This window comes from Marinobacter changyiensis (assembly GCF_009193265.1).
In the GTDB taxonomy this organism is placed as follows: Bacteria; Pseudomonadota; Gammaproteobacteria; order Pseudomonadales; family Oleiphilaceae; genus Marinobacter; species Marinobacter changyiensis.
In genome coordinates this window covers 220,939-233,279 of record NZ_VZZZ01000006.1, presented here as the reverse complement: position 1 = coordinate 233,279, position 12,341 = coordinate 220,939, and the positions used below count along the sequence as shown (strand labels likewise).

Sequence of the window (12,341 nt, the reverse complement as noted above, 5' to 3'; positions counted from 1 at the left end):
CAGCCCGATCCGCCGTTGTATTCATGACGTAAACTGATACAAAGGTATTGGAGAACGTCATGGAACCTCGGCGGTTTGTATGTGTAATGTTGGTGATTTTTGGTTGTCTTCTCGGTACTGGCGTTGGCTTGGCTGAAAGTTCGAACGAAACCGCGGGGTCCGAAATCAGGGAGGTCATCATTGCGCAAATCGTTGCTTTTGCCTCGGACGATGCCGAAGCGGCCTGGCAATATGCCAGTGAAGATATCCAGCAACAGTTTTCCTCTCCCGACGCTTTCATGGGGATGGTGGGATCCCGCTATCCGGCGGTCTATCGTGCCGGTTCAATCGAATTTCTCTCCCTGGTACCGCACCCCGGCTTTATGATTCAGACCTTGAGAATAAAAGGGCCGGATGGCCGTTTCTGGGATAGCGCATATACTTTGACCGATACCGATGAGGGCTGGCGCATCGGCGGGGTGGTGGTTAAAGAGGCAGAATCGGGTATCTGAATTTCCTGTCCCACCGTTTTTGCCGTCAATGGGCTTGGGGGTGGATTCACCCTTTATTTTTCAAAATGGGTAGGTTTTCACCCAAATACAATGCTCTCCCGACGTGCATCTGCTGCCAAATATGCGCAGCAGGAGACTCTCGAAGGTGCTCTCCAGGCAGTTCCAGGCAATATCCAGGATACATCCCAAAGTACGCTAAACAGGTGGCCCAGGCATTGCATCCAGGTTAGCCCAGGCACGGACGTCTGAGATGTCTCAAGTGGGTGTCTGGACAACCATTACAATAAAGATAACGACTGTGGAGTTAATAATGACTATGAAAAAACCCTTTACTCTGGCTGCAATGGCCGCTGCCCTTGTGGTGTCCGGCAATGCGGTTGCGCAGGATAAATCTGACTGGCCCTCCAACTTTACGGTAGGGACGGCCAGCCAGGGCGGCACCTACTTTGCGTATGGCGCTGGCTGGGCCAACTTTGTTGCCGAGAACCTCGGTGTTTCCGGTGGTGCTGAAATCACCGGTGGCCCGATGCAGAACATGGCTCTCGTTCATACCGGAGATATCAACTTCGGTCTGACCACCATGGGCCCGGCCCGTGAATCGATGGAGGGCAACAGCTCGCTCGCTCCCGGTATGAAGATGGATAACGTGTGTGCGTTGTTCCCGATGTACCAGACGCCGTTCTCGGTAACCGTACTGTCCAGCTCCGGCATTGAGTCCATCTCTGACATTCCGGATGGCGCGAGCATCGGCTTCGGCCCGGCGGGCTCCACCTCGGACACTTATTTCCCGAAAATGATGGACTCCCTCGGTGTTAACTATGAGCGTCGAAATGGCAGCTGGTCTGACCTCGGCGGTCAGCTTCAGGACGGCCTGATCGATGTGGTTGCGTTTGCCGCGGGTATCCCGATCCCTGCGGTGAGCCAGCTGGAAGTACAGACGGATGTGAACATCCTCGAGTTCACTGAAGACGAAATGAAGAAAATCACCGAAGCGTTCCCGGTCTCCGAGTTCACTATTCCCGCCGGTACGTACAGTACCCTGACGGAAGATGCCCGCGCTGTCTCCATGTGGAACTTTGCCATTGCAAACTGTGATGTGTCGGAGAGCTTTGTCTACGAGATGACCAAGCTGACCATGGAAAACAACGACAGAATGGTGTCCATCCATAAGGCCGCCACCACCAGTGTTCCCGAGAACTACGACAAGAACTCCTTTATCCCGTGGCATCCGGGTGCGGCTCGTTGGTTCAACGAGAATGGCTACACCATCGAAGAAAGCCTGATCAAGTAAGCCATTCGGGGCTCGTTGAGCCCCGCCTATGATGTGCGGTCAGCAGCCGGCTGGCCGTTTTTCTTACGGGATTCAATTTCATCATGACGACTGAAAATAAGGGCAAGGATCTGGCATCGGATCTGCCTACTGACGGCCCAGTGCTGGCACAGGGCGTGGACGAGGAGCCGGTCGAGACCAACCGCCGCCTGTTCGGAGGCTTGCTATTACCGGCTATGACGGTGCTGGGTATTGCCTACGCAGTTTTTCACCTCTACACACTGAACATTGCGCCGCTGGAGACCTGGTCGTTCCGGATTATTCACGTCTGTGGTGCACTTATTCTGGGTTTTCTGCTGTTTGCAGGTGCCCGTTTTACCGATTCCGAGGCACCGTCCTCCCCTCGCAGCTGGACTACGATCGCAGCCTGGATTCTGCTGGTGCCCGGAGTTTATGCCCTGGTGCAGACCATACTGATGTATCAGATGGTGCTGGATGGCGCGCTGCGAATTCCGCCGGATATCGAGACCTGGCATTTCGGCTGGCCGCTGCTCGCTGCGACCGGTCTGGGTATTATCGTGAGCTGGTTCCATCAGCGCGCAAGATCCGCTTTCAGCATGCCGGACCTGGTGCTGATTGTGTGCTCCATTGCCTCGGCAGCGTACTTTCTGGTGGCTTACAACACCTCCATGCGTATGAGTACCGGAACCTCCTTTGCACCGGTGGGCATCTCGTTCGCTGCTGTTGCGGGGGTGGCGCTGATCATGGAGTTGACCCGGCGTCTGACCGGTCTTGCACTTGTGGTTATTTCTTTGATCTTCCTGATTTACGTTTTCGCAGGGCCCTATCTGCCGGGCTTCCTGGGGTATCCGGGCCTGTCGGTCCAGCGCTTCTTCAGCCAGGTCTACACAGATGCAGGCGTGCTCGGGCCAACCACAGCCGTGTCTTCCACCTACATTATTCTTTTCATTATTTTTGCTGCTTTTCTGCAGGCGTCGAAAGTGGGTGATTACTTCGTAAACTTCGCGTTTGCGGTAGCGGGCCGCTCCCGGGGTGGCCCGGCGAAGGTGTCGATCTTTGCGTCCGGCCTGATGGGTATGATCAACGGCACCAGCGCCGGTAACGTGGTGTCTACGGGTTCGCTGACCATTCCCCTGATGAAGAAAGTAGGTTACTCCAAGAAGTCCGCGGGTGCGGTTGAAGCGGCGGCTTCTACCGGCGGCCAGATCATGCCCCCGATCATGGGCGCGGGCGCTTTTATCATGGCCGAGATCACCGGTATTCCCTATACCGAGATTGCCATTGCAGCCATTATTCCGGCCATTCTGTACTTCGCCTCGGTCTACTTCATGGTGGATTTCGAAGCAGCCCGTACTGGCATGCGTGGGATGCGCAGGGATGAGCTGCCTTCGTTCCGACGCCTGATCAAACAGGTTTACCTGTTTGCACCGATCATCATCCTGATTGTTGCCCTGTTCATGGGCTACTCGGTAATCCGCGCGGGTACGCTGGCCACCGTCTCGGCGGTGGTGGTGAGCTGGTTGTCGCCCAACAAGATGGGCATCATGTCGATCCTCAGGGCGTTGAACCTCGCCAGTGTAATGTCGATCCAGATTATCGTGGTGTGTGCCTGTGCCGGTGTCATCGTGGGCGTTATATCGCTGACCGGTGTAGGTGCGCGATTCTCATCCCTGCTGCTCGGGGTGGCGGAAACCAGCCAGTTGCTGGCGCTGATCTTCGCCATGTGTATCTCGATTCTGCTTGGTATGGGAATGCCGACCACGGCGGCCTATGCAGTGGCTGCCTCGGTGGTGGCGCCTGGCCTGGTACAACTGGGTATCGAGCCGCTGACGGCGCATTTCTTTGTATTCTACTTTGCGGTAGTGTCGGCGATCACGCCCCCGGTAGCACTGGCGTCCTATGCGGCGGCAGGCATCTCCGGGGCCAATGCCATGGAAACCTCGGTGGCGTCCTTCCGGATCGGTCTGGCCGCATTCATTGTGCCGTTCATGTTCTTCTACAACAGCGCGTTGTTGATGGACGCCTCGGTCATGGAGATTGCACGGGCGCTGATCACCGCGACCTTCGGGGTTTATCTGTTGTCGGGATCGGTGCAGGCCTGGATATTCAATCAGCCGGCCGGCGCAGTCACCCGCCTGTTGTTGTTGCTTGCGGCCTTACTGATGATCGAAGGTGGGTTGATCACTGATGTAGCGGGTATTGCTGCGGCAATCGTTGCTTACCTGCTGCAAAAGCAGCGGGGTAAGCGCGAACCGCTGGCCCAGTCGTAGCCGGGGGCCAGGGCAGCCCGCGGGTTCTGAACTTGCGGGTTGTCCTGCCACCGATCCATGATTACCCTTGCGGCTGTTCTTTGTGAATGATTCAACATGACGTATCGGATCTGGACAGCCATCCTCTTTGTTACCACGGCCTTTCTGTCCTGGCAATCGGGCGGCTGGGCTGGATTCCGTCTGGTAGAACAGGAAGGTATCGAGGAGTCGTTCCGCTACAGTCAGTTGGTGGCCAACGAGCTCAAGCGCTATAGCCCGATTCCAGAGTTGATGGCGGAACATCCACTGATGCAACAGACGTTGGAATTTCCCTCCAGTGATAACCTGATTTTGCTTGCCAACGAAGAAATGAAGAGTATGGCAACGATTGTCGGCAGCTCTGATGTCTACCTGATGGATGCCGCCGGCCTGACCATTGCGGCCAGTAACTACGATCGCGAAAGCAGCTTTATCGGCCGCAATTTTGATTTTCGTCCCTACTTCTATGAGGCCCTGAATACCGGACGGTCCTCTTTATACTTCGCGCTTGGCACGACCTCTGACCTGCGCGGTCTGTATTTTTCACACCCGATCAGAGGCCAGGACGGGTTGGTCCTAGGGGTGATTGCGGTCAAGGTTCAGGTTGACGAGCTGGAATTGCAGTGGCAACGCCCTGCAAAATTCAACGAAGCCGAGATGGTGGTGCTCGACGGTGATGGCATCAGTTTTCTCGCCAGCAAGGAGCGTTGGCTCTACCGCAACTTTGAACCCGGTAGCGGCGAGCCGCCCGTCGACATTCGCATTCGGCAGCGCTACCCGTCCCGTACCCTGACCGCCATGGACATCAAAGATTTGGGTCACCCCCTGGGCAGCTCTGAAAAATCGAGGCGGATCCGCATCCTCGATGAGGGTGTCAGCCGGGAGTATCTGAGTATTCTTACACCCTTGCCCAAACTCGACTGGAGTTTGCAGGTCATGATCAGCATCCGGTCAGTGTTCTGGACCCAGGTGCGGTTTCTGATAGCCGGACTTGTCATCTTTCTGGGTTGCTTCCAGACCTGGCTTTACCTCCGCGAACGCTATCGCCGTGAGGCCGAACTGGCGGAACGGGGGGAGCAACTTGAGCGCCGGGTGACAGAACGCACGGCGGATCTTGAAGCGTCCAACCGCCAGCTGGTGGATCAGATCCAGCAACGGGAAAAAGCCCAGAACGAGCTCAAGGAAACCCAGCGAGAACTGATCCAGGCCGCCAAACTGGCGGTGTTGGGGCAAATGTCGGCGGGCCTGAACCATGAGATGAATCAGCCGCTGACCGCCATCCAGACTTATGCCCGCAACAGTCGACGTTTCCTGGAGCGGGGTGACACCGCAACGGTGGATGCCAATCTCGGGGAAATCACCAGTTTGTGTAACAAAATGGCCGAGCTGACTCGCCAGTTCAAGGTGTTCGCTCGCAAATCGGAAGGCCCGCCAAGCAGTGTTGATCTGCGCCTTGCGGTGGATGCCGCGCTGAAAATCATCACTGCCCAGGACAACAGCGAAGCAATCCGTTTTGAATGGCCGCGACCGGCAACGCCGGTGATGTGCCATGGTGACCTGATTCGTGTGGAGCAGGTCCTGGTAAACCTTATAGCCAATGCCATGCAGGCGGTTGAAGAGGTCGACAACCCGGTTATCCGGATCGAAGTGACCGAGAGTGCCCAGTGCTGGTCCTGCCTGGTTCGGGACAACGGCTCCGGGCTGCCCTCGGATACGGAGCAGATTTTCGAGCCGTTTTTTACCACCAAATCCATGAAACAGGGCCTCGGGCTTGGCCTGTCGATTTCGCGGCAGATCGTCGATGCGCTGGGAGGTCGCCTCACCGGCCGTAACCGACGTGATGGACCCGGAGCCGACTTTGTTTTGATGCTGAACAAACGAGGGACAGTGGAATGAGCCGATCCGATGTGATGTTTATCGATGATGATCCGGACATCCGGCAGGCCATCGCACAGACCATGGTCCTGGAGGATATCAGGGTCGAATGCTTTGCCGACGGCCGGTCCTGTCTTAACGCAGTCTCGCCAGATTTTGCCGGTGTGGTGCTGTCGGATTACAACATGCCGGGCATGGACGGGTTGGAAGTCCTGCAGGCGGTCCGGCAGGTGGATGACAGTATCCCGGTGATCATCCTCACCGGGCAGGGTGACATCAGTACTGCGGTAACCGCCATGCAACAGGGCGCTTACGATTTTATCGAGAAGCCGTTTGACCACGACGAGTTAATCGAACTGCTCCGGCGGGCTCTTGAGAAGCGCCAACTGGCCCTGGAAAACCGCCGCCTGAAAACACAGCTTCGTCTGATGGCCCGCCCGGGGCCGAGGTTATTGGGTGATTCACCGCCAATGCAGCGTTTGATGTCGACGATTGAGCCGCTGCTGGATATTTCCGCCAACATGCTGTTGCGGGGGGAAACCGGGGCGGGCAAAGACGCCATCGCCCGTTACATCCATGAGAACAGCCCCCGGGGCAAACATAACTTTGTCGCCATCAACTGCGGTGCCGTGCCGGAAAATCTGATCGAAAGTGAGCTGTTTGGCCATGAATCCGGCGCGTTTACCGGCGCCGAGAAGCGCCGCATTGGCAAGTTCGAGCATGCCCATCAGGGCACGCTGTTTCTTGACGAAGTCGAAAGCATGCCCTTGCCCCTGCAGGTAAAATTGCTACGGGTACTGGAAGAATTCAAAGTGGAACGGCTGGGCAGTAATACCCCGATTGATGTGGACGTGCGGGTGATCGCCGCCACCAAGGCGAATTTGAAGGACCTCAGCGACAAAGGTGAGTTCCGGCCGGATCTCTATTACCGCCTGAATGTAGTCCAGCTGGATATTCCGCCGTTACGGGAGCGCAAGGAAGACATCGCCATGCTGTTCCATCACTTTGTGCTGATTGCCGCCGCGCGCTACGAGCGCGAAAGCATTCCTCTCACCGCCGGTCAGGCGGCACGTCTGGTCCAGCATAGCTGGCCTGGCAACGTCCGGGAATTGCGCAACCAGGCGGAACGATATGTACTGTTGGGCCCGATGGCGCTGGCTGACAATCACGATTCGGAATCCTCGGACATTTCCGGTCGCCAGACGCTCACCGAGATGATGGACGCCTTCGAAAGGTCAGCAGTCGTTGCTGCATTAAATGCCTGTCAGGGAAGCATCAAGGATACGATGATACAGTTGGGGCTTGCCCGTAAAACGCTTTACGACAAAATGAAAAAGCACGGCCTCGACAAGTCCGAATTCAAGGACTGAATCAGAATCGGGGCCGAAGGGGCACTTCGCAAATAAAGGTAATGGAAAACCAATGACGGTCTGGTTGATAGCAAATCCAAAAGCAGGCGCTGGCGATCGAGGAGACGCTTTCTGGCGTTCTCATCTTGAAGTCTCGGGGCTCAGCGAACTGATCTCCTGCGATCTTGACAATGATAGCTGGATTGAGCGCATTGAGCCGGGAGACTGGCTGCTGGCCGCCGGTGGAGACGGCACCGTCAGCCGGACGGCGGAAATCTGTGTCGGCAAACAGGCAGTGTTGGGAGTGTTGCCTTCTGGCACCGCCAATGATTTTTGCCGCAACCTGGATTTGCCAGACGACCCCCAGGCGCTGTGCGACTTGATCGCAAGTGGTATACAGCAATCGGTGGATGTGGGCTGGATGAACGGGCAATTGTTTCTGAACGTCAGCCATATCGGGGTGGGTACCTGGCCGGTGCGGGGTGCGACCAGCGACGTAAAAAAACGTTGGGGTCAACTCGGTTACGCGCGGGTCCTGATCAGCAAGCTGTGGGCTTATCGTGGTTTTCAGGCAACCATCCGGTGCGATGGCGAGACCGCCCAGGGCCGCTGGTTGTCCATCGCCATAGCCTGCGGTGCTTTCTACGGCGGCGGCAATCCGATTCCCCGGGCCGCTGCCAATGACGGGCAGCTCGATGTGGTGGCGGTGCGGCCGCGGTCATTTGTGCATCTCTTGATGGCGTATACGCTGGTGAGGGTTTTTGGGCGGGAGGTTCGGAAAAACGCCACCATGGTCCATTTCAAGGGCAGCCATTGCAATGTTGCCACCCGGCGCCCGAAAACCATTACCGCCGATGGCGAAGTGGTCAGTGCCACACCATTGGAGGCACGCTGTGAAGCGGGGCGGCTTCAGGTGCTTTGCGAATCGGTGGTAAGCACCTGAAGGGCTCCCCTGAGGCCATTATGGCTGCCAGAAGTATTTGTCCATCTCTCGCCCGAGCGAGTCTCTGGGCACTCCGATGTCCAGCTCCAGGCGTTGAATCCGGTCCGCATCGCGGCCGACCTCTCGCCGCAGACGGCTACGCTCCTGCGACCGCCGCAGCCAGATACCGGGGAGACGCAGCAGTGGCTTAAGGCCGCCGGTCAGCCCCCTTATGTCGGTGCTCTGGTGTCTGGTGATTGAGCTCATATCATGTCCCTCCCGGGTCTGTTCTCTGTCTGACCAATGTTGCGCCCCCCGCTGAAACCGAAACAGACTCAGCTGCCCTGCAATTTCGTCAGTACAGATTGATCAGAATCTGTACTGTGCCGGTGCCGCTCCGGGGTATCTGTACCGCTCGTATCGCAACCTGCCTTTACAAAATGGAACTGCACCGGCTGCATTAATGAGGATAATAGCGACGATCTATCATGCTCATGGAGTCTCCCTGGAAATGCACCTGCTCAACCGCTTACGCATCCGCACCCGCCTTTTACTGGCGGTCATTATTCCCGTGCTGATCACGGCGGGCACCATCGCCTGGATTGCCCTGGCGCAGGTCGAGCAGAACGGCGAGCGAGAACTGGAGCGCCTTGAGGTGAACCTTCTCGATGCCCGCAAGGAAGGCCTCAAAAACGTGGTCGAAGTGGCAAGGTCCGTAATCCGGGAGGCGATGGAGAAGCGGGGCCTGAGTGAGCGGGAAGCGCAGACAGAGGCAAAAAACCGTATTCGTTCGATGAGTTTTGGCAGCAACAACTACGTGTTTTTATATGACCGGGAGCTGATGAATCTGGCGTACCGTCCCAAACCTTCCGCGGAAGGCCCCACCACAAACCCTGCGGTGCAGAAACTGGTCCGGGATTTGTTTGATGCTGCCGCCACAGGTGGCTTCTACGGGTACAATTGGCCGAATCCGGGCACCGGTCAGGAAGAGCCAAAAGTATCCTTTTCCGTTCTGATTCCCGAGTGGGACTGGATGCTGGGTGCCGGTGTGTACACCACGGATATTGACCTGGTGGTTGCGGCTGCCCGTGAAAAAGTAGATGAACAGGTCGCTGCCACCCTGGGTTTCATCCTGATGGTGACCCTTGTGGTTGTGCTGATTGCTCTTGGGCTAGGGATACTGGTTGGCCGAACGGTGACGGTACCGCTAAAACGGGTCAGCAGCATGATGCGGGAAATCGCCGATGGCGAAGGCGACTTGCGCCAGCGCTTGCCGGATGAGGGCGAGGATGAGCTGGCGGAGCTTGGGCGCCGTTTCAATGCTTTTGTGGTGAAGATCCAGACCACCATCCAGCAAGTCGGCACCACCACCGAACAGGTGGCCTCTGCCGCGGAAGAGCTCAGCCGGGTAGCCACTGAAACCCGGCATTCCGTGCAAACCCAGGGTTCGGAGACTGACCAGATTGCCTCCGCCATCAATGAAATGGCCGCCACCATTCAACAGATTGCCGGCAATGCCAACCACGTCGAGAGCGCGGCTTCAGACGCCGACCGACTGGCGCGAGAGGGCGGGCAGACTATCTCCAGTGCCCAGGCTTCGGTCAATGAACTGTCTGAAGAGATTGCCGGGAGTGCCAGCAGTATTGAAAAGCTTGCGGAGAAATCCGATGACATCCAGCAGGTACTGGACGTGATTCATGCGGTCACCGATCAGACCAACCTGCTGGCCCTGAACGCTGCCATCGAGGCAGCCCGGGCCGGCGAGCACGGCCGCGGTTTTGCGGTTGTGGCGGACGAGGTGCGCCAATTGGCCCGTCGCAGTGCGGAATCGGCCACGCAGATTCGGGAGATGATCGATGGCTTTGTATCCGAGAGTCGTGCCGCAACAGAGCGCATGCAGGCTTCCCGCAAACGCTCGGGCGAGACCGTTGATCGCATCAATCATGCCACCGATACCCTGCGTACCATCGAGAAGTCTGTTGGCACCATTCACGAGCAGGTCACCCAGATTGCGACTGCGGCAGAACAGCAAGGCCAGGTAGCAGAAGAGATCAACAAGAACGTGGTGCGCATTGTCGAAGCCGCGCAACACAGTGATACCGGTGTAACCCAGACCAACGAAGCCAGCGAAGAACTGGCCCGCCTGGGTGAGAACCTGCGGGACCTGGTGTCGCAGTTCAAAGTCTGAGGTTAGCCTGACGGGACACTAGGCCGCCGGTTCCCCGGTGACAACCCGGAACTGCAGCTCGGCCAGGCGAGCGTAGAGCGGGTTGTCCTGAATCAGCTCATCGTGGGTACCGACGGCCTCCAGTATCCCGTGGTTGATCACCGCGATACGATCGGCGTCGCGCACCGTCGCCAGGCGGTGCGCGATCACCAGAGTAGTCCGGCCCGCCATCAGCTCCGGCATGGCTTGTTGTATCAAATGCTCGCTCTCGGCATCCAGCGCGCTGGTGGCCTCGTCCAGCAGCAGAATGGGGGCATCCGCCAGCAGCGCCCGCGCAATGGCCAGTCGTTGCCGCTGGCCCCCTGACAGCCCCAGTCCGTTATCCCCTAACGGCGTGTCATAGCCCTGGGGCAAAGCCCGGATGAACTCGTCTGCGTGGGCAATGGCGGCGGCCTGTTTGACCTCCGCCAGGGTCGCTTCAGGCCGGCCGTAGCGAATGTTGTCTGCGATGCTGGCGAAGAACAGCGCCGGATTCTGCGAGACCAGGGCGAAACACCGCCGGAGATCCGCGGGGGCTATTTGTCGGCTGTCGATGCCATCAATCAGGATTTGGCCGGCCAGCGGGTCGTAGAATCGCAGCAACAGATCGAACAGCGTTGACTTGCCCGCCCCCGACGGTCCGACCAGTGCCAGTGTTTCGCCGGGTTCGACCCTCAGGTTGAAGCTCTGGATGGCAGGAATGTCTGGACGGGAAGGGTAGCAAAACTGCAGATTACGGAGTTCGATGCGCCCGGCAACCCGCTCTGGCAGTTGCTGGAGGTTGTCTTCTGGCGTGGTGATTTCATTCTCGGTACGGAGCAGTTCGAATATCCGGGCAGCGGCCCCGGCCGCTCTCTGTAGCTCACCAATCACCTCGCTCAAGGCCCCCGCGGACAGCCCGATCAGCAGGCTGTAGAACACAAAGGCGGCAAGCTCGCCGGCACTGATGCGGCCGGAGATCACATCCAGCCCACCAACCCAGAGCACCACGCCAATGGCCCCCATCACCAGGGTGATGGCGATGGTGGTGAGCCAGGCACGCTGACGAATCCTCACCCTTGCCACTGAGAAAGCTTCCTCGGCCACGTCCGCGAACCGGTTCCGGTCATGGGCCTGGTGGTTATAGGCCTGCACGGTTTTTATCTGGGTCAGGCTTTCGCCCACGTAACTGCCGACATCGGCAATCCGGTCCTGGCTCAGCCGGGACAGTTTGCGCACCCGACGCCCGAAAATCAGAATCGGCGCCACCACCAGTGGAAAGCCTAGAATAATAATGCCTGCCAGCTTGGCGTTAGTGACAAACAGCAGCACCACCCCGCCAATTAACATCAGGGCATTGCGCAGGGCGATGGACACGGTTGAGCCAATCACCGATTGCAGCACCGTGGTATCCGCCGTAAACCGGGACTGAATTTCCAGGCTGCGATTCTGCTCGTAGAAGCCCGGGTGCAGATCAATCAGATGATTGAATACCTGCTTGCGAATATCTGCCACCACCCTCTCACCAATCCAGGACACCAGGTAAAAGCGGGCAAACGAGCCGATTGCCAGGCCCAGCACCAAGACAAAAAACAGCCCGATGGACTGTGCCAGCATCTCCGGGGAGCTGGTGGCCAGCCCCTTGTCCACCAGGATACGCAGGCCCTGGCCGAGCGACAGCGTGACGCCCGCAGTAAAAATCAACGCCACCAGGGCACCCGCTACGGCATTTTTATAGGGCGCGATGAAATGTCGGGCGAGGGCAAGAGCCCGGTTCAGTCGGCTGGCGATGGTGAGCTCCTTGAGAGGGTTGGTCCGTCAAGCGGATCGGGGGAATGTGTCTTAAAATGGGGTGGCGATCCAGGGTTTACAAGCCACCACTCCACCTTTGGTAGCAGAAAACCCCGTCACAAGTACCGTTGAGAACCCCCACCGGCTAA

9 protein-coding genes are annotated in these 12,341 nt (G+C 57.9%); 7 read left to right on the top strand and 2 right to left on the bottom strand.

Going from position 1 to position 12,341, the window contains the following annotated elements:
• The first annotated feature begins 86 nt into the window (after window positions 1-86).
• From F6Y09_RS16825 to F6Y09_RS16800, 6 genes are all read left to right on the top strand, one after another.
• The gene (locus tag F6Y09_RS16825; RefSeq protein WP_246180576.1) at window positions 87-491 is read left to right on the top strand and encodes a DUF4864 domain-containing protein; all 405 of its coding nucleotides are present in this window, start codon (window positions 87-89) and stop codon (window positions 489-491) included.
• Between the two features lie 316 nt (window positions 492-807).
• Window positions 808-1,782 (top strand): TAXI family TRAP transporter solute-binding subunit, encoded by a 975-nt coding sequence (locus F6Y09_RS16820; protein ID WP_152208305.1) that lies wholly within the window; start codon window positions 808-810, stop codon window positions 1,780-1,782.
• Window positions 1,783-1,865: 83 nt separating this feature from the next.
• The gene (locus tag F6Y09_RS16815; RefSeq protein ID WP_152208100.1) at window positions 1,866-4,052 is read left to right on the top strand and encodes a TRAP transporter permease; all 2,187 of its coding nucleotides are present in this window, start codon (window positions 1,866-1,868) and stop codon (window positions 4,050-4,052) included.
• Between the two features lie 96 nt (window positions 4,053-4,148).
• Window positions 4,149-5,966 carry a sensor histidine kinase gene (locus F6Y09_RS16810; protein ID WP_152208099.1) on the top strand — a complete coding sequence of 606 codons (1,818 nt, stop codon included), beginning with the start codon at window positions 4,149-4,151 and terminating at the stop codon, window positions 5,964-5,966.
• Window positions 5,963-7,315, top strand: a complete 1,353-nt coding sequence (locus tag F6Y09_RS16805; protein WP_152208098.1) for a sigma-54-dependent transcriptional regulator — start codon at window positions 5,963-5,965, stop codon at window positions 7,313-7,315. The genes F6Y09_RS16810 and F6Y09_RS16805 overlap by 4 nt, the downstream gene beginning before the upstream one ends.
• A gap of 52 nt (window positions 7,316-7,367) precedes the next feature.
• Window positions 7,368-8,237, top strand: coding sequence for a diacylglycerol/lipid kinase family protein (locus F6Y09_RS16800; protein ID WP_152208097.1), 870 nt, complete (start codon window positions 7,368-7,370; stop codon window positions 8,235-8,237).
• Window positions 8,238-8,255: 18 nt separating this feature from the next.
• Here F6Y09_RS16800 and F6Y09_RS16795 read toward each other — a convergent pair whose 3' ends face one another.
• Entirely contained in the window at window positions 8,256-8,483 is a 228-nt protein-coding gene (locus tag F6Y09_RS16795) for a hypothetical protein (protein WP_152208096.1), read from the bottom strand.
• 244 nt (window positions 8,484-8,727) lie between these two features.
• On the opposite strand from F6Y09_RS16795, the gene F6Y09_RS16790 reads away from it, so the two are divergent.
• Entirely contained in the window at window positions 8,728-10,404 is a 1,677-nt protein-coding gene (locus F6Y09_RS16790; protein ID WP_152208095.1) for a methyl-accepting chemotaxis protein, read from the top strand.
• Between the two features lie 18 nt (window positions 10,405-10,422).
• Here F6Y09_RS16790 and F6Y09_RS16785 read toward each other — a convergent pair whose 3' ends face one another.
• The gene (locus F6Y09_RS16785) at window positions 10,423-12,192 is read right to left on the bottom strand and encodes an ABC transporter transmembrane domain-containing protein (protein WP_152208094.1); all 1,770 of its coding nucleotides are present in this window, start codon (window positions 12,190-12,192) and stop codon (window positions 10,423-10,425) included.
• Between the last annotated feature and the right edge of the window lie 149 nt (window positions 12,193-12,341).